Annotated in this window: 18 protein-coding genes; 11 read left to right on the top strand and 7 right to left on the bottom strand. The window is 34.4% G+C overall.

The window, feature by feature from the left end:
• Positions 1 to 80: 80 nt before the first annotated feature.
• Genes H5T45_02220 through H5T45_02200 form a run of 5 tightly spaced genes read right to left on the bottom strand, consistent with a single transcriptional unit; the run spans position 81 to position 4,954 of the window.
• Positions 81 to 593 carry an amino acid-binding protein gene (locus H5T45_02220; protein ID MBC7128534.1) on the bottom strand — a complete coding sequence of 171 codons (513 nt, stop codon included), beginning with the start codon at positions 591 to 593 and terminating at the stop codon, positions 81 to 83.
• 50 nt (positions 594 to 643) lie between these two features.
• Positions 644 to 2,521, bottom strand: coding sequence for a hypothetical protein (locus H5T45_02215; GenBank protein ID MBC7128533.1), 1,878 nt, complete (start codon positions 2,519 to 2,521; stop codon positions 644 to 646).
• Positions 2,522 to 2,557: 36 nt separating this feature from the next.
• Positions 2,558 to 3,160 (bottom strand): CDP-alcohol phosphatidyltransferase family protein, encoded by a 603-nt coding sequence (locus H5T45_02210; GenBank protein MBC7128532.1) that lies wholly within the window; start codon positions 3,158 to 3,160, stop codon positions 2,558 to 2,560.
• Positions 3,153 to 3,671, bottom strand: a complete 519-nt coding sequence (locus H5T45_02205; protein ID MBC7128531.1) for an adenylate kinase family protein — start codon at positions 3,669 to 3,671, stop codon at positions 3,153 to 3,155. Before H5T45_02205 ends, H5T45_02210 begins: the two co-directional genes overlap by 8 nt.
• Positions 3,668 to 4,954 (bottom strand): serine hydroxymethyltransferase, encoded by a 1,287-nt coding sequence (locus H5T45_02200; GenBank protein MBC7128530.1) that lies wholly within the window; start codon positions 4,952 to 4,954, stop codon positions 3,668 to 3,670. Before H5T45_02200 ends, H5T45_02205 begins: the two co-directional genes overlap by 4 nt.
• 153 nt (positions 4,955 to 5,107) lie before the next feature.
• On the opposite strand from H5T45_02200, the gene H5T45_02195 reads away from it, so the two are divergent.
• The 4 genes from H5T45_02195 (at position 5,108) to sepF (ending at position 9,782) form a co-directional block, all read left to right on the top strand.
• Positions 5,108 to 7,003 carry an Ig-like domain-containing protein gene (locus H5T45_02195; protein MBC7128529.1) on the top strand — a complete coding sequence of 632 codons (1,896 nt, stop codon included), beginning with the start codon at positions 5,108 to 5,110 and terminating at the stop codon, positions 7,001 to 7,003.
• A 72-nt stretch (positions 7,004 to 7,075) separates the two neighbouring features.
• Positions 7,076 to 8,455, top strand: coding sequence for an FAD-binding protein (locus H5T45_02190; GenBank protein MBC7128528.1), 1,380 nt, complete (start codon positions 7,076 to 7,078; stop codon positions 8,453 to 8,455).
• Positions 8,456 to 8,477: 22 nt separating this feature from the next.
• Entirely contained in the window at positions 8,478 to 9,425 is a 948-nt protein-coding gene (locus tag H5T45_02185; GenBank protein ID MBC7128527.1) for a (Fe-S)-binding protein, read from the top strand.
• Between the two features lie 21 nt (positions 9,426 to 9,446).
• Positions 9,447 to 9,782, top strand: a complete 336-nt coding sequence (sepF, locus tag H5T45_02180; protein MBC7128526.1) for a cell division protein SepF — start codon at positions 9,447 to 9,449, stop codon at positions 9,780 to 9,782.
• Here sepF and H5T45_02175 read toward each other — a convergent pair.
• Positions 9,779 to 10,738 (bottom strand): archaeosine biosynthesis radical SAM protein RaSEA, encoded by a 960-nt coding sequence (locus tag H5T45_02175; GenBank protein ID MBC7128525.1) that lies wholly within the window; start codon positions 10,736 to 10,738, stop codon positions 9,779 to 9,781. The two genes, sepF and H5T45_02175, sit on opposite strands and share 4 nt — an antisense overlap.
• Before the next feature lie 72 nt (positions 10,739 to 10,810).
• Here H5T45_02175 and H5T45_02170 point away from each other — a divergent pair, with 72 nt between their 5' ends.
• From H5T45_02170 to H5T45_02145, 6 genes are all read left to right on the top strand, one after another.
• Positions 10,811 to 11,602, top strand: coding sequence for a 2-oxo acid dehydrogenase subunit E2 (locus tag H5T45_02170; protein ID MBC7128524.1), 792 nt, complete (start codon positions 10,811 to 10,813; stop codon positions 11,600 to 11,602).
• 30 nt (positions 11,603 to 11,632) lie between these two features.
• On the top strand, positions 11,633 to 12,703 hold the full coding sequence (locus tag H5T45_02165; protein ID MBC7128523.1) for an alanine--glyoxylate aminotransferase family protein: 1,071 nt from the start codon (positions 11,633 to 11,635) through the stop codon (positions 12,701 to 12,703).
• Entirely contained in the window at positions 12,703 to 13,251 is a 549-nt protein-coding gene (locus H5T45_02160) for a 5-formyltetrahydrofolate cyclo-ligase (GenBank protein MBC7128522.1), read from the top strand. The genes H5T45_02165 and H5T45_02160 overlap by 1 nt, the downstream gene beginning before the upstream one ends.
• A gap of 148 nt (positions 13,252 to 13,399) precedes the next feature.
• Entirely contained in the window at positions 13,400 to 15,061 is a 1,662-nt protein-coding gene (locus H5T45_02155) for a hypothetical protein (GenBank protein ID MBC7128521.1), read from the top strand.
• Positions 15,058 to 16,803, top strand: coding sequence for an NFACT family protein (locus tag H5T45_02150; GenBank protein MBC7128520.1), 1,746 nt, complete (start codon positions 15,058 to 15,060; stop codon positions 16,801 to 16,803). Before H5T45_02155 ends, H5T45_02150 begins: the two co-directional genes overlap by 4 nt.
• Entirely contained in the window at positions 16,800 to 17,801 is a 1,002-nt protein-coding gene (locus H5T45_02145; protein MBC7128519.1) for an mRNA surveillance protein pelota, read from the top strand. The genes H5T45_02150 and H5T45_02145 overlap by 4 nt, the downstream gene beginning before the upstream one ends.
• Here the strand turns inward: H5T45_02145 and H5T45_02140 are convergent.
• Positions 17,794 to 18,396 (bottom strand): hypothetical protein, encoded by a 603-nt coding sequence (locus H5T45_02140; protein ID MBC7128518.1) that lies wholly within the window; start codon positions 18,394 to 18,396, stop codon positions 17,794 to 17,796. The genes H5T45_02145 and H5T45_02140 overlap by 8 nt on opposite strands.
• 91 nt (positions 18,397 to 18,487) lie before the next feature.
• Between H5T45_02140 and H5T45_02135 the strand changes: the two genes are divergently transcribed.
• Positions 18,488 to 18,931: a hypothetical protein gene (locus H5T45_02135; protein MBC7128517.1), complete on the top strand. Its 444-nt coding sequence runs from the start codon at positions 18,488 to 18,490 to the stop codon at positions 18,929 to 18,931.
• Positions 18,932 to 19,140 lie beyond the last annotated feature (209 nt).

Raw genomic sequence — 19,140 nt, 5'->3', positions numbered from 1 at the left:
GGAATTAATATGAAAAAACAAATTTTTTGATATTGATGTATTCCATACTGCATTAATGTGCTATATTTATACATTAAAGATTAAAAAATGAGATGCCTTACTTCTTTAACCCCCTCTATATCCTTAATTTTTCTAAATGTTTTTTCTGGGATTGGGTTTTCAGTAATCAAATAAACTATTTCCTCCCAACTATCCTCTCTGTATCCTATAACCACCTGCCTTATGCTCACTCCTTCTTTCGCGATCAGCGCCGCAATCGGCGCCAGAAGCCCTGGCTTATGAGTATCTTCAACGGAAATTTCCACTACATCCCACTCTCTAATGACTGATGCCGCAAATTTTAAATTGCAAATAGGTTGTAAATTTGAAAATATTTTTCTTAAAAACGGCTCTTTAATTATCATTTTTATCGTTCCGTCTACTGTTCTTTTATCTAATTTTAGTGCTCTTGCAATCGCTGAATTAGAAATTTTTACTTTTCCACAATAAATGTTACCGTTCTTATCCACGCTTAACCCATACGAAATTAGAAGATTTGCAACTCTTGCTCTTGCAGGATATTTTTCAAAGTATGGCCCGACTATATCCCACATGAAAGGAGATACGCTTCTTTGAATATAAAATTTTTCTTTCTTAGCAATTTTTATTCATATTTCCTTGTCGCGAAAAGAATACCAACTAAAATTCCACCGATTAAAGAAATAAATGCCACAGCAAATAACTGATTTTTATCTTTAGTTTCTTTATTTTCTTCGGGAAGTGGTGCATTTATATTTACTTTTTCAATTCCTATAGCATTGTATCCTTTTGAAAGGCAAAGAGTATTTGCTATTATGTAAGCATATTTATAATAAACCAGTGAATTTAATGCATCACTTTCAATGCTTCTTGCAAATTCATTATAATTTACTGCTAATATTGGCTCTATTCCGGCATCTCTTGCTTTCTGAATTGCATAACTTGCCATTTCTCTTGTTCTATTCAACTTATCACTCAAATCATTTACACCAATCATTTCTATTGCAAGATTTGAATTTGCTATTGATTCAAGAGAATTAAATAAGCTTGCTGAGGGAAATTCTTCTTTTTGCTCATTAGCTCTTGAAAGAGCTTCATTTGCCTTACTTATAAAATTGCTTGAATAACCCGTCTCTTGGCTCAAAATATTTGCATATGAAAAAATATCCTGGGCATATTCATAATATTCTTCTGCAATTTCCTTTATCCATGTTTCATTTATATTATAACTCTCATTGAAATAATTGCTCAAATTCATCCACCAGTAAGCAGTTAAACATCTCTCCTTTGCATATGCAAGGTTATATAGCACAGACAGATCATCTCCGCTTTTATTTAAATATTCTTCTGCTTCAAGAATTCTTTTCTGGGCTGAGCCAATGCATTGCAAACTTTCAAGCCCTTTTATTTCCGCATTTTTCATATCTGAAATGCTCTTATTAACAATTTCTTCTACTTCCTTCCTTATTTCTTCAATTCCTTTACCATTGTAAAAATTGCAGGCATATATTACAAAAAGTGAGTTTATTTTTGATTGAAATGCCTTGCTTATCCCATAATAATAAAATTCATTATATAATGCATTTCTTGCTTCATCAAGATTTTTTCTTGCATTTTCCAGAGAATTTGAAACTATGCTACGAGGATTATACCATGGCCATCCTAATGGTAAAGATGTTTTGCTTAAATTTTCTTCAGCTTTTTCATACATCTCTTCCGCTTCCTCTATAACCTTTTCCTCCATTGGCTTCATTATTTCTCTATAAAAATCCGAAGATATTATTGGCACATCGGATTTCTTCTCTTCAAACATGAAACCAGTGAAATAAGCAAGTGCTTCATTTATATCCTCTACTTCTATAACATTCATCCCGTATTTTTTATAAAGCTCTTCAGATACATTAACTGGCACGCTCCTATATATTGTTAAAAAGCCAATTTTTTCCTCAACCGTCTTATATTGTATGCTCTGCCCTTTTGGAATTAAAAAATATTTAAAGCCCGCACTGCCAGCAGCCTCTCCTTTTTCAAGAATTCCTCCAACTGGGCCAATGCTTGCGTCTGGATTTATCATTCCTGTCATTATAACATCATTGCTAACACTCAAATTCTCAAGCAAGCAAACCGCAGCAACTGTCATCACTGCGCCCGCGGATGGGCCGCCGACGATGGGCGAGGAGGAAACAACCCTGAATATGAAGTCATAATCTTTTGCATCTTTTCCAGCAAGTGAGCAGGCAACAAATACAGCAAGTTTTGCGGAGCCCTGCATATCAAGCTGTGTCATTGGTTTTGTTGTTACAAATACATTCCCTGAGCCATTCATCATCGTAACATTTATTTCAGTAAGCACTCCAACGCTTTCTCCATTTATTTCCGCAACTGCAGGAGCAAAAAGAGTTATATTTCTATAGACAACATTTCTTTCCCATTCATTCACGGGAATTGCGTTTATTGAATTTACAAACAAAAGGAAAGCAACAAGCACTAATAATTTTTTCATGGTAAAATAAAAAAAACCAAAGATAAATTTTATTGTTCATTTATCGAACCACTTCATTATTTCAAAATATCTCTGGACAACTGTAAAAATTCCAGCAAAAATAAAATAGAGCATCACCCATTCCATGAAAAAGAAGCCAAAAAGCTTGTATCGAATAAAAAATTGAATTATTAAGGCAAAAAAAAGAATTATAATCCTATCAGCCCTCCCCAGCGGGCCGGAGTAAACTCTTTTATAGCCAACTGCCTGCGCCTGGGTGCCAAGATAACTTATTAAAAAGATTATTGTAATGCTAAATATTCCGAGAGATTTATTTATCCACTGAGAGAGAGCTATGCCCCCTATGATGAAGGCATCTGAGAAACGGTCTATTGCATGGTCTACAAAATCACCTTTTGCGCTGGCTTCTTTTTTAATTCTTGCAATTTCTCCATCAAGAGCATCAAGAAAGCCATTCATAATTAAAAAAAATGAAGAGAGGAGCAAGAGATAGGGAAAATCATATGAGAAATATGCTGAAATTCCAGCAAAAAAAGCAAAAAGAAGGGAAAGATAGCTAAGGAAATTTGCCTCTAAATTTATTTTCTTTGCAATTGGATTTATTATTTTTTCAACCTTGCTTCTATATCTATCAAGCATTTTCAATCAACCAGTTGCTATAATCAACTTTTCCATAGCGTGGCGGCAATTTTTCCCTAATTATCTTATCTATTTCTTCAGCAACCTCCTCACTGCTTCTATCTGTTACATCTATTTCCCATACTCTTTCATGTTTCTGCAATGTTCGCTGTAGAATAATATCCAATGCTTCGGCTTCAAGATTTTCCCTTATTTTCTTTTCATCCCATCCTTTTTTAACTAATCTTTTCTTAAGCTCTTCAGGATTACATCTTAAAATAATTACTCCATCAACGCTCAAAAGATGGCTTAAATGTCCTTCTATTATAAGCACACCCTCTTCCTTAATCTTCTTTATTTCTCTATCCATTTTTTTCTCATCAACTATTTTGCTTTTCCTTTCCTCATCATAACCAACAACAAATTTTTCATATATATCATCTATTCTGATAACCTTATATCCTTTTTTTTCAAGCAAATTTGCAACACTGCTTTTTCCTGTGCCAGGTGTGCCAGTTAATGCTATTTTCATTTTATTATCTCTATGAATTCATAAGGATCTTTACCATAGAAGCAATAATGTATCTTTCTGTAATTTTTCTTGAAAGCAAAAACATCTTCTTTTACCCTGCTCGCATCCTCACCCTTTATAAGCAATCTGTGGAAAAACTCGGCAATTTCTTCCATTTCTCCTTCTTTCATCCCAAGCCTAGTTATCTCCTGCACTCCAAGCCTTATTCCAGATGGGCGCGCTGGATGCTCATCTCCTGGCACCATGTTCATGTTTGTTATTATTCCTCCTCTTTCGAGTATTTCAGCTGCTTCCCTTCCTTTTTCTTTCCCAACCCTGAAAAGAACTTGATGAGATTCAGTAAATCCATAATCCTTTCCTAAAACATCAAAGCCAAGGTTATAAAGGCATTCCGCAAGCTTCTTTGCATTCTTAACAATCTGCCCAGCATATTCTCTTCCAAAATTCAAATGCTCAGCAAAAGCAATTGCCTTTGCAGCAACATGGTGAAGATGATAGGAAGATGTCACTCCAGGGAATACAGCCCAGTCAAGATATTTCATTTCCTTATCCTCTTCCTTTGTTTTATTTGCAAGTATTATTCCTCCTTGCGGGCCAGGAAGTGTTTTATGGGTTGAACCAGTCATTACATCTGCCCCTTCTTTAAGAGGCTGCTGGAACTTTCCTCCCGCTATTAAGCCAAGAACATGGGCTGCATCATATATCACCCTTGCATTTTCCTCATGGGCAGCTTCAGCAATTTCCTTAACAGGCGTTGGAAAAAGAAAAACACTCTGCCCAAGTAAAGCAAGCTTTGGCTTAACTTGCCTTATCAGCTTTATTGCCCCATCAACATCAATATTCATCTTCTCTTCATCAAAAGGATAGAAGTGCAGATTAAGCCCCCTCAAGCCAGCAGCTCCCCACTTGCCATATGAAATGTGAGCTCCATTTGCAGTATCAAGAACAGTTACATCACTTCCTGGCTCTGCAAATGCCTTAAATACAGCCATATTTGCTACTGTTCCAGAAGTTGGACGAACATCCGCATATTTACAATCAAATAGAATTTTAGCTAATTCAATTGCTTTCTTTTCTACTTCATCAAAAAATAAGCACCCTTGGTAATATCTATTTCCTGGAGTTCCTTCCGCATATCTTCCGTGAAAATCGCTTATGAGCATTTCCTGGCAGAGAGGAGAGAGTATATTTTCAGATGCTATCATTGGAAGGCAATTACCAAAAAATTCATTGTTCTTTTTTGCCATCTCTCTTATAAATAAAGCTTCTTTTAACCAATCCATGCAAGAAATAGAAAACAAGAATAAAAAATTATGGATGCTTCAACCAAAATTTTTATAAATAATTTCTATTTTTATTATTGTTGTTTTTTATGCTTTAAGACGGCTGGGGCGGAAGGCGGAAGACCCTACCCCAGGGGGCGGAAAGAGGTAAAGATGGACAAAAATAAGAGGTGGATAAGTATAGCGATATGCGTGCTATTTGTTAGCAATGCTTTTAGCATTATGGCCAATGAAAAGTTAATCATGAAGGCTGATGAAAATAAGGTAATTGCAACTATTACTTATAGAGGCAGTTATTCTTCTTCTCTCCAACCAGTTGTTGTAATAACACAGCCACCAGATGGTGCAATATTAAATGATTCTCATTTAATTGTTCTTGGATATGCATCGTATGAATTTGGATTAAATTACTGGGAATGGAAATGGGAATGGGAAGGCGGATATACTGGCAATTCTTCATATTTTCCAACAGCGGAATATGTTGAATTCAAGATAGAGATATGGGGCTTGCATCCTGGATGGAATAAAATAACTGTTACTTTCTGCAGTCCTTATGGAGGATGTGGTTCAGATTCAGTAAATGTAACATATGTTCCACCGGATACACAGCCGCCAGTAGTAATTATAACATATCCGCCAGATGGTTCAACTTTTACTGAGCCAAATATAAGGGTTGTAGGATATGCCACAGATAATGTTGGAATAATGCAATTTGGGTATATACATGAATGGGAAGGAGGAGCAACAGGAAGCAGTTGGTATCTTGAATTACAGCCAACTTATTATCCTTTTGAAATTCCAATTACATTGCGAGATGGATGGAATATAATTAAAGTTGAGGTGAGCGATGTTGCTGGAAATAATGGAAAAGCAGAGGTAATATATACACTTAACCCACTTGTTAGGATAAATTTAACCATATACGATGGATTAGAAGGAGCTGGAGGGGGAAATGAAGTTGCAGAAGATAGAGAAGAGAGTGAGGGTGCTTTTACTGTAACAAATATACAGGATACAAATGGAGATAGTATAAGAGACAAAGACCAAAATCCAGTAATAGCAACATATAGGGGAAGAGATGAAGTTGATTTGGCGAAAATGGTCTTATGGCCACCAACAGGGCCTGGAGTAAAACCAGATGATGATGTAACTTTGGTAAAATCTGGTCCGAACAAGGATGCTGTAAAACTTTGGGATACAAAAGTAAAGGATAATGAAATTAGGCCAACAAACCCACCAGATACATGGGTTTTTAAAGTTAAGGATTTACCAAAAACTGTGTGGGTTGAAATAACAGAAGAAAATCCAAAAAATTTAAAAATGAGAGGAATAACATTTACATTGAGCTATTCAGGAGCGAGAGATATAGTATGTTTAACTGGAATATGGTCTGAAGTTACAGATGTAAAACATGATAAAAGTGATAAATGGGATAATACTGTATGGCCAGATATGCAAGGCAATGTTAGATGGCTTATTGATAGCGCTGGGGGCTTTGGTTTAAGAAGATTCCAAGTTGATGGTAATTGGTGGCATGGAAATGTAATTGGAATTGAATTCACTGTATATCCAAGTGGAATAGGAAATATAAGCAGAATATGTTTTGACATTACTCGCCAGATACATTATTTAGATCATTATCATATTTTCATAGGAGTAGAAAATAAAAGTGAAGATTGGCCAAATCAAGTAGAATTGCCAAATGATGACACAGTTAATACCGATGAAAGTGATAGACCAGTAAATAACCACATGTACTCTGTTGATAGACCACGTTTTCTAGAGAGACGGTCAAACACTCGCATGATTTATTCCCGTAACAATTTCATGGAATTTATGAGAGTTACATTTAATGGAACACACCCAAGAGGAGAAACAGTGCAGGGTTCTCGTTGCTCGGACTATTATCTATGGCATGCTGCTTTAACCCTTGTAAGAAATCTCAGCAATCCTGGCAATCTTACTAGAATAGAAAGAGAAAAACATGGTATTAATTGTGTTGGATCAGGACATTTATTATCAATAGATCCAAAACCACCTTGGAAATAAAAAAATAAAATCATTGTTAAAAATAATTGCGCAATTTCCCTAAACTATTTTATACTATCCAACTATTTCAACATGGAATGGCTTAATAAAATAATTAATGAAATTGATGGCTCAAGGATATTTCTAAAAGAATGTGATTTATATGCTTATGGTTTTGATGCATCTATACACCATGCAATGCCAGATGTTGTTATAAAACCAAAAAATGCAGAAGAAGTGGAAAAAATAGTTAAAATTGCAAATGAGTATCGCATTCCATTGATTGCAAGAGGAGCAGGCACTGCGCTATGCGGGCAGGCGGTGCCCGTGCATGGGGGCATTTTGCTTGACATGACTGGGATGGATAGGATAAAGGAGATAAATGTAAATGATTTGTATTGTGTTGTTGAGCCAGGAGTAATTTATGCGAGCTTGAATGAAGAGCTTGCTAAATATGGCTTCTTTTTCCCCCCAACTCCAGGAAGCGGGGATGTATGCACTATTGGAGGAATGATTGCTGTAAATGCATCTGGAGCAAGAGCAATAAAATATGGAGCTACTCGTGACTATGTTCTTGGCTTAGAGGTTGTTTTTCCTTATGGGAGGAAAAGGCTTGGCGGGCTAACGCTGAAAAATTCTTCTGGCTATCAACTTGAAAGAATTATTGTTGGAAGCGAGGGGACACTTGGAATTATAACTGAGGCAACAATAAGGCTTGCTCCATTGCCAGAAAAAAGAGCAGTTGCTTTATTGCCATTTAATGATGTAATTGATGCTGGTAAATGCGTTTCTAAAATAATAAGCAGTGGCATTCTCCCATCAAGCCTGGAGATAATGGATAGCATATGCATAAAAGCGGTTAATAAGGCAATGAATCTTGGATTGCCAGAAGCTGAAGCATTGCTTTTCATTGAATTGGATGGAAAAGAAAGTGAAGTTAAGGAAGAAATAGAAAAAATAAAAAAAATGTTCAAAGAGATAGAATTCACCGATGATGAAAAGGAAATGCAAAAGCTATGGAAAGGGAGGAAAGGAATTCTGCCTTCCCTATCAAGATATGGCGATGATATGGTTTCAGTAAGCCTCGCTGATGATATGTGCGTTCCAATTTCAAAAATACCAGAAGCAATAAAGGAATTCCAGAAAATTGCAAAAAAATATGGAATAATAGTCGGCACATACGGGCATGCAGGGGATGGAAACTTGCATACAAAAGTTCTTCTAAATCCAAGAGATGAAAAAAGCTGGAAAAATGCTGAAAGAGCGGTAGATGAAATCTATAAAACTGTAAAAAAACTCGGCGGGCTGGCGAGCGGGGAGCACGGCATCGGCATAACAAAGGCGCCCTGGATGGATGAGGATGCTGAGACAATGGAAAAAATAAAGAAGGCGATAGATCCAAATAATATAATGAATCCTGGGAAAATGATGCAGTGGAAGAGGAGCATAATTTCCTATCTCAGATATAAATAAATATAAATTTTTAATTCATACCATGGAAATTTATGATGAAATACTTTGTTGCACTGCTTGTGGCTTCTGTAAAAAGCCATATTATTCTTATAGCTTTGCTCAAAAGGAGAGTGATTTTCCAAAGGGAAAAATAATGATTGCTTACGGGTTTATTAACGGTGAGATAAAGGAGGATATGGATTTAGTTAAAATATTGCAGGACTGCTCCCTTTGCAGAAGATGCGAGGAAGATTGCCCTTCAAATATAAAAATTGCTGAAATAATAAATGGGGCAAGATATAAATTAAAAAATTTGTTGCCAGAGCATAAAAAAATTTATGAAAATTTTCAGAAATACGATAACATTTTTGGAGAAGGAAACTTTTCATATGGAGATGGAAAAAATGCATTTTTTATGGGGTGCCTGGTTAAAAAAGAAATGAAGGATGTTATAATTTCTATTTTTGATAGAATTGGCGAGGATATTAAAATAATAAGTCAGTGCTGTGGCTATCCACTCAGAAAAATTGGAACAAATTTTAAGGAAAAAAAACTTGAGAATTATGAAAAAATTATATTTTCATGTCCTAATGGAATGATTGAATTCAATGAGTATAAGCCAATACATATAAGTCAATTTTTTTCAAATTACAGCTTTAAGAGAGATGGAAAAAATTATATATATCATGATTCAGAATTTTTGGGAAGATATCTTAAAATTTATGAAGAGCCAAGAGAAATAATAAAAAAGATTGGGAATCTTGTTGAATTCAAAGAAAATAGAAAGATGGCAAGATGGTGTGGAGGAGAAATTGAATATAAATTAGCTTTTCCAGAAAAAGCTGATGAGCTTGCAAAATATCTTGCAAAAGAAGCAAAGGAAAAGAACGCAACAATCGTAACTTCTTCTCCTCATTGCTACAGCCATCTTAAAGAATATGATGCAATAGATTTAACCCAGCTGATTGAAGAAAAATTGAAAAACTTTTAAAACAGTGAAGTATTTTCTATCGTGATTAACATGTTCGGAAGACAGAAGAAGGGTTATATAGACCTTGAAGAAACAGGCGTTGAAAAAAAAGAAGAGGCAAAAATGTATGTCAGGATAGCTGAAGTGCATAAATACGAGGACTTAAAAGAGCTTATAAAGCATGTTTATGAAGGAAATATGCTTGTTATGGACATTTCTCCAGTATCTGCTGATAGCATAGAAGTAGAAAGAATAATAAATGAAATGAAAAGAGTAGCAAGTGATGTAAATGGTGATATAGTAGGCATCGACAGAAATCGCTTCATGATAACCCCAGCAGGAGTAAAAGTTGATAGAAGAAAATTAAAAACATATTAAATCAAAAATCTTTCAATCTCAAGCCAATCAAGCCATTCCTCCCTGCAATCGCACTCTACCTCTTCCATTTTCTGGTTTAATGAAAAATTTTTTATCTCCCTCAAAAATGCCTCATCGCATACCCCGCAGTTGTGCGCCCCCCTCGGCGTGCCGCCCGCCACAATGTCGCATCTTATAATTCCATCATAAATTTCCTTGCTTTCCTTTATTATTTCTGCAACACTCCAAAGCCATGGAGGGCGATAAATATTCTTTCTCCATAACAACTCAAGTAATGTTTTGCTGTGAATTGCAACTGGATTGAAGGAAATTATGTCAGCAATATCTTTTATTTTTTCCACGCTATAGATTGCATCCTTTATTGCATCTTCATCTGTAAGAAATGGTGGCTTTATTAAAATATAAGCTCGCAAACTTTTTCCATATTCCTTAACTTTTTCAGCTGCCTTCTTCCATTCCTCAAATTTAAACCCCTTATTTATTGAATATTCAAGCACTTTATCATTTGCGGATTCAAGCCCCATAGCAACTTCAATATTTTTTTGCTTTAAATTTTCAAGATTTTCTATAAACTCTGGCCTACTTTCAATCACTATTTTGCTTGCTCTATCAAATTTATTGATTATATAATTCTGCATTTCTACGGGCAGTTCATTTTCATCAAGAAAGCTGCCAGATGTATATATCTTAACAACTTCTTCCCCGCTATAATTTGCAAAAACAAAATTTATCTGCTCAATTATTTCTTCCTCGCTTACATCATAACTTTCCTTGAAATACCCGCACATTGTGCATCCTCCCTGCTTCGCCCATGCACAGCCGGAAGTATGCAAAATAAATGCAAAAGAATCAACAATTTTATTATTCAGAATTTCTTTTTCCCTCCATATTCTCGGCTTCTCTCTTTTCGCTTCGTGTTTCTTTAATTCCTTAACAATCTCATTTAATTTCTCCATTGATAATAAATGCATTTATATTTATTTTTCATTTGAAAGCTCAAACTTAAATAGACTTTCTCCTTTATTTTTGTGAGCAAGGCTGGAAATTATCAAATAAAGCCATTTTCAAAATACAGGAAAAATATTGAGCTTATAGTAAGAGAGGGATGGCGCAAACATAGCTTGCATTATTTAGTTGAAGCAGATGTAACAGCATCTATGGAAACTATTAAAAAACACAAAAAGGAGGGAAGAGATATTTCCTTTACTGCATGGATAATAAAATGCCTTGCTGAAGCTCTCGTTGAACATAAAGAGTTGAATGCCTACAGGCAAGGAAGAAATAAAATTGTTATATTTGATGATGTAGATGTTGCCATACCTATTGAAAAGATAGTTAATGGGGAGCATATTCCAATGGCATATGTAATAAGGATGGCAAATGAAAAGAGCATAAAGGAAATAACTGAGGAAATAAGGAATGCTCAAAAAGGAGAGGGAGAGGAGCAGGTGCTCATGAAATTGAGTTTTACTGAAAGATTTGTAATAAAATCACCATATCTTATAAAAAAATTAATTTTATTTTTGCTTAGAAAAAGAGGAATTACAAAGAAAAAACATATGGGAACAGTTGGAGTAACATCCATAGGTATGTTCAGCAAATTTTCAGGATGGATAATTCCTTTAGGGGGAACCACATCCATTCTTGTTGCTGTAAACGGAATTACAAAAAAGCCAGGAATTTTTGAAAATAAAATTGAGGCTAGGGATTATTTACATCTTACTATTACCTTTGACCATGATTTAGCTGATGGAGCAACCATATCAAGGTTTATAAGTAGGTTTGTTGAACTGATAGAAAATGGTTTTGGAATAAAGTAAAAATTTAAGTATTGCTCAGGATATACCTATATGAGGCATCTAAAATTATTTACCCCAGGCCCAACAGAAGTAAGAGAAGAAATTTTGCAGGAAATGGCTGTCCCCCAGATATATCATCGCTCCGCAGAATTCAGCAAACTATATGAGGAAATAACAAAGAAATTGCAAAAGGTTTTATATACAGAAAAGCCCGTCATCATTTTCCCGTCTTCATCCACGGGCGCAATGGAGGCGGCGGTATGCAACGGCGTTGCGAAGAAATGCCTTAATTTGATTAATGGAGCTTTTTCAAAGAGATGGCATGAAATAACAAAAGGTAATGGTGTGCCGTGTGATGCTTTAAGCATTGACTGGGATAAGGCAATAAAAGCGGAGATGGTCGAAGAAAAGCTCGAAAGCGGGGAATACGATGCAATAACTCTTGTTTTCAATGAGACATCAACAGGGCTTATGAATCCTTTAAAGGAAATTGCAGAAGTTGTGAAAAAATATGATGATGTTCTCTTTTTGGTTGATGCAGTATCTGCTATGGGGGGAGTTAAAATAGAAGTGGATAAGCTTGGAATAGATATGTGCCTTGCTGGGGTGCAGAAATGCTTTGCCCTTCCATCTGGAATAACTGTTGCATCTGTCAGTGAAAGACTTCTGGAAAGGGCAAAAAATGTTCCTCCAAGAAGCTATTATTTTAATTTAACATTACTTTATAAATATCATCAGAAGAATCAGACAATGGTTACTCCTCCAATTTCCCAGATGTTTGCATTGAACAAGCAACTTGATTATATATTGAATGAAGAAGGGCTTGAAAATAGATTTGCAAGACATGAGAAAATGGCAAAAATTGTCCAGGATTGGGCAAGAAAATATTTTGATATATATCCAGAGAAAGGCTATGAATCAAAAACCCTAACATGCATAAAGAATACAAGAAATATATCAGTTAAAGAGCTGAACGAGCAGCTCGCAAAATATTATATGCGTATCTCAGATGGATATGGTGATTTAAAGGGAAAAACATTCAGAATAGCCCATATGGGTGATTTACAAGTTCAGGATATAAAGGGTTTGCTTGCAGTAATTGAGGAAATACTTGGGCTTTGATGAAAGAAAAAATAAGAAAAGAATTGCTTGAAAAAAGGAATTCTCTCTCAACATATGAAATATTGGAAAAAAGCAACATAATTTTGGAGAAACTCTATCGCCTGGAAGAATTTTCAAAAGCAAATAGAATTGCATGCTACATTTCATTTGGGAGCGAAGTTTATACACATGGATTGATTAAAGAATATTCGAAAAAGAGGGAGCTTTTTGTTCCATTTATAAAAAATGGTGAAATATTTCTTGCCAGAATAAATTCATGGGAAGAGCTTGAAAGCGGAGCATATGGAATATTGCAACCAAAAGATCCAAAAATAGAAAACAAAGGTATGGATATTATAATTGTTCCTGGAATTGCATTCGATGAAAATGGAAATAGAATAGGTTATGGAAAGGGATATTTTGATAGGCTGCTAAAAAAAATTCCTTCAAAAAGAATTGCAATAGCTTATGATTTTCAGGTTTTGAAAAATATTCCTAATCAGGAACATGATGTAAGGATGGATATGATAATTACTGAAAAAAGAATTATAAAATGCAATGTTCGATAAATGTCTTAGACAGTTCGATGTTTGCTACATATTGTTTATAAACTATATAATGATTTTTACGAGGGGAGGGAAAATGCCTCCCTCTCTTTTTATTTTCCTCCCTCCCCCTGCCTCCATAAGTTTTTTAATATAAACAACTATTATTCTTATGAAAGTTTTAGCATTTATAACATTTCTTGTAATGATTGCTCCTGTGGCAGTTCAAAAAAGCAATGAAAATATCTTTGCTGGCTATACAAATTTTATTTATAAAGAGGGCTATCCAGTTTTGCCATATAAATATGAAACATATGTATTTCCGTTTGGAACTGAAATAAAGGAGGTAATAGTAAAGGAAAAAAATGTTGAAAAGATAAAATTAAAGGAAAAAATAAAGCCAGCTCCCGCTCCTTATCCAAAAAAATTTGAAATAAAAGAGGGCGAAATATATAGCAAGGATGAGTTTTATCCTTCAAGCTGGTATGAATATGAAATTCATGCAGGAATAAACAATGGCGAAAGAGTAATTTTCCTTTCCTTATATCTTTATCCTTTCAGATACAATGCTTTGAGAAATGAAGTTTTGCATGCAGAATTTGATGTAAAAATTGATTATGTTTTGCCAGAAAAAACTGAAAGTGCCTCGCTATATGATTTTTTAATAATTTCACCAGATGCATGGCTGAGCGAGATTGAAGCATTGAAGCAGCATAAGGAAAGCAAGGGAATAAAGACAATAGCAGTGGGGTTGAATGAAATTTACAGTAGCAATGTAGCGAGAAATGGCAGGGATGATGCTGAAAAAGTGAAATATTTCATTAAAAATGCAATTGAGGAATGGGGAATAAAATATGTTATGCTTGTAGGAGGAAGGGCTTTTGGGTTTAATGAGAAATGGCTCATGCCAGTTAGATACGCATATGCAATTGACCATGTCCCCCCATTTACAGAAAATGAATTTATAAGCGATTTATACTTTGCAGATATTTATAAATATGAGAATGGAAGCATTGTTTTTGATGACTGGGACAGCAATGGGAATGGAATATTTGCTGAATATAATTATGAAGGAAGATATGACAAAATTGATTTAATGCCAGATGTTTATGTTGGAAGATTTGCTTGTAGGAGTAAAGCGGAATTAAAAAATGTTATAAAAAAGGTTATTGAATATGAAAATAGCGATAAAGTTAAAAGAATTCTTTTTTGCGGTGGAGACACAGATACATTTGATAGAGAGGATGTCAATGAAGGAGAATATTTGAATGAGATTGTAGCTGGCACGATGAATGATTTTGAATGCATAAAGTTGAAGGCAAGCGATGGCTCATTGAACAGGAAAAACATATGGAAGGAAATAATGAAGGGAATTGATTTCATAGATTTCTCTGGACATGGCTCACCAAATAGCTGGGCAACGCATCCACACAACAGCGATGAATGGATTGGAATTACCTTACTTGATGTATATACTTATTACAACAGGAAATTACCAATAATTTTTGCAAATGCATGCCATACAGCCCAATTTAATTTAACATATGAATGCCTTGGATGGCAATTTTTAAAGAAGAGACATGGCGGTGCTGTTGCATTTATTGGGGCGAGCGGGCTTTCATATGGGCTCAGTGGATACAATACAACTAAAACTCTTTCTGGGTATCTTGAAATAGAATTTTTTAAGAATTATTACGAATCAGAATTTCTGGGGGATATGTTTTATGATGCAATAAAAGATTATATTATTGAAATTCCTCTTGATGACTGGCAGGATTACAAAACGCTGGAGGAGTATATTCTTCTTGGAATGCCTTGCTTGCAGATAAAATGAAGGAAAGGCTCGATGCTGTCGATATATATGCAATTGTTAGCGAGCTCCAGAGCATGGTGGGCAGATATGTAGGAAAGATATATCAGAAAAATGATGAAATTTTCATAAATTTAAAGGATAAAGAGCTTTTTATAAAAAGCGGGAAATGGATATGCTTGAGTAAATACAGGCAGAAGGAAGAGAAGCAGCCACCTCCTTTCGCAATGGCTTTAAGGAAATATTTAGGAGGGGGAAAGATAGCAAAGATAGAGCAGTATGAAATGGATAGAATTGTTTTAATTGAAATAATTAAGGAAAAAATATACAGGCTGGCTATTGAAATAATTCCTCCTGGAAATATATTGCTTTTAGATGAAGAATGGAAAATAATTCTGCCTATTACACATCAAAAATGGAGAGACAGGATATTAAAGCCAGGAGAAAAATACATTTTTCCTTCTGCAAAAAATCCAAAGAAGATTTCTGAAGAAGATTTCATGAAAAGAGAGGATATTTTAAATTTTTTAATAGAAAACGGTGTTCCAAGAATATATGCAGAGGAAATAAAAAGTTATGAAGATTTTAGAAAATTTATTGAAAAAATTGAGGGGAAAAAATTTGAGCCACAGATTATAAAAAATTCTGAATTTATAGATGTTTTACCTTATTCCCTAAAAAGATATGAAGGATATGAGAAAATTTTTTTTGAAAGTATAAGCGAGGCATATGATGAATATTATCATTCAATAAAAAAGGAGGAAAAGGAAAAAAAGGAGGAAGAGAAAGAAAGAATAGAGAGACAGATAGCGAAACAGGAAGAAGCAATAAAGAAATTCGAAGAAGAAGAGAAGAGATATAGGGAAGAGGGAGATGCTATTTTTGCAAATTATGAATTAATTGAAAGAATATTGAAAGGTGAAGAAAAGGAGAAAATAAAAAGGAAGAAGTATCCATTTATAGAGGTTGAATTACCTTATATTGGGAAGAATATGATTGTTAAGATAGATTCGAGAAAAAGTGTCTATGAAAATGCAAATGATAAATATTTAAAGAGTAAAAAAATGAGGGAAAAGATAGAGGGGGCAAGGAAAGCAATAGAAGAAACAAAAATTAGAATCAGTAAATTTAAGGAAGAAGTTAAAAAGAAAAAAAAACACTGGTTTGAAAATTATAGGTGGTTCATCTCCTCAGATGGAAATATTGTTATTGGAGGAAAGGATGCAAGAAGCAATGAAAAAATTGTAAAGAAATATCTGAAGGAAAATGATATATATGTGCATGCAGATGTGCATGGGGCGCCGTCCTGCATAATAAAGGCGCATGATTTGGATGGAAAGCCATTGAAGATAAGCGAAGACACAATTAAGGAAGCATGTCAGTTTGCGGCTTCATATTCTAAAGCATGGGGTCAATTTACTGCTTGCGATGCCTACTGGGTTTATCCGTGGCAGGTTTCAAAGAGTGCTGAATCTGGCATGTATTTGCCTCTTGGAGCATTTATGATAAGAGGAAAAAGGAATTATGAAAGGTGCGCTCTTGAAATTGCGGTTGGATTGGTTGAAATTAAAGGAGAGATAAAGATAATGGGTGGTCCTCCGTCAGCGATTAAAAAGCTTGCTAAAAAATGGGTTGTTTTTATTCCTGGTAGGGAAAATCCAAATAAAATTGCAAAAAGTTTTGCAGAAATTTTTGGCGTGAGCATAGAAGAATTGCAGAAAGTTTTGCCTCCTGGAGAATTGTCTGTAAAGGAGGAAAATTTATGAAAATACTGGAACTGGATTTAAAAAAGGGAATTGCAAGATTACTTGTTCAGAGCAAAAACGACTGCTGGCATCTTTACAATGTAATAGAAGAAGGAGATTTTTTATCAGGATATACTTTCAGGAGTAAAAAAGATAGCATCGAAAAAATAAGGAGAAAGAAAGAGGAAAAAGAAAGAGTTTATCTTAAAATAGAAGTAACTGATAAAGAATTTCATGAATTCACTGATATACTGAGAATTAGGGGAAAAATTGTTGAAGGCGAGGAGGCGGGAGCATATCATACATTTTCAATTGAACCAAATATGGAAATAAAAATAGAAAAGGAATGGAAAGAATATCATCTAAAAAGATTAAGGGAGGCGGAGGAAATAAAGCCAAAATTTGCAATTCTTGTTATGGATGATGACGAAGCAACTCTTGCAGTAATTCATGAATATGGAATTGAGGAGAAATTCCATATTTTTTCAGATAAATGTGGAAAAGATTATAAGGGAGAATATAATGAAAAAGAATATTATGGACAGATATTAAGAAAGATAAAGGAAATAAATTTGCCAATTGCAATAGTTGGGGCTGGCTTTGCCAAAGAGAAATTTTTATCTTTTGCGAAAAATGAAATTAAGAATTATTTTGTTGACAGCGTTTTCAATTCTGGCACGGCTGGGGTATATGAAGCGATAAAAAGAGGAATAGTCAGAAAGTTCATGGAAGAAAATAGGGTTGCAAAGGAAATAGAAATTGTTGAAAAAATTCTTGAGGAAATTTCAAAAAATGGAAATGTTGCTTACGGCAGGGAAGAGGTTGAAAAATATGCTGAGGCTGGAGCAATTGAAAAGCTAATTTTATTAAACTCTCTTGTAAGGAATGAGGAGGAACTGATTAAAAAAGCGGAAAAAACAGGGGCTGATATAATTTTTGTGAGCGAACTTCATGAAGGAGGGAAAAAGCTGGCGGCGCTCGGCGGAATTGCTGCTTTTTTAAGATATAAGATTAGCTGATTTTTTCTATTTTTGGCTTGTAATAGGTATATAAAATCTTTATCTGAATGCCATTTCCTTTATCAAGAAGAACTGGCTTTGGAGTTATTGAAAAACTTGTTTTGCATTTAACATCCTTAATTTCATATTCTTTTAATTTTTCATATAGGGCTGTTTCATTTCCTTCAAAAATAAAATCATTTGGTATGCTTCCTTTAACACTTGCTTCTATTTTTCCATATTCAGAATATGATTTCGAGAAATTCATTTCTGGCACGCTTATTGTTGCATCGACCTTATCAGTCCAGTTCCATTTAAAAATTATACCATGAAGATTTATGTTATCCTCCCATTCAATCAAGGCATGCAGTGAAGAAATGCCAGCATAATTTTCATTCAATTTTATTTCATATGTCTGTTCAATCCCTTCCTTCCCTACATAGAATTCATCATTTATTTCATCACTATATTCAACCCAGCTAACCCTGAATTTCTCTTTTTGAATTTCCTGCATTGAAACATAACTTCTTTCGTGATATACTATACCAATTATTGCCACAACAAGTATTGCAATCCCAACAGATATAACCATCTTATCCCTATTATCAAGTTTCATAGGGTTATAAGTTTTTAATATTTATAAAATTTAGCATTTTGGGCTAAAAAGATTTATATGAAGAAGTTATATTTTTTGACATAAGGAAAAAATGAGGATCTGGTCAATTCATCCAAAATATTTAGATAATAAAGGCATAGTTGCTTTATGGTGTGAAGGATTGCTTGCCAAAAAAGTTTTGGAAGGAAAAACAAAAGGATATAAATATCATCCTCAATTGCTGAGATTTAAAAATTTCAAAAGCCCTCTCCTAGCAATAGAATCCTACTTATATTATGTATATTTAGAAGCTAAAAAAAGAAATTATATATTTGATAGAAACAAATTAAATATTGAAAAACCTCTTTCTAAAATAATTTCAGTTACTTCGGGACAAGTTAAATTTGAATTTCTTCATCTTTGTAATAAATTAAAAAAAAGGGATTTAGAAAGGTATAGCTTCTTATGCAATAAAAATTATGATGTTTTGGAGCTAAACCCGATTTTTTATTTAGTAAATGGTGAAATAGAGCCATGGGAAGTTTTTGCATTTTAAATTTAAATTTTGAATATTCCTCGAAATATATAACCTAACTTTCATCAAATTTGCGGAAAAACCGCATTTGTTGGAATTAAGATTGCAAGGAGCGCCCGCCATCCCATTGTATTATTCCTCCTTCATTTCTGAATATGAATACTGCATCTCCTATGGAAATATCGAAGTCACCAGGTGGATAGCCAACTATGTATTCAGGAGCCCATTGT

It is taken from the genome of Thermoplasmatales archaeon (assembly GCA_014361245.1).
Classification (GTDB): Archaea; Thermoplasmatota; E2; order UBA202; family JdFR-43; genus JACIWB01.
This window is presented reverse-complemented; position numbering and strand designations above follow the sequence as displayed.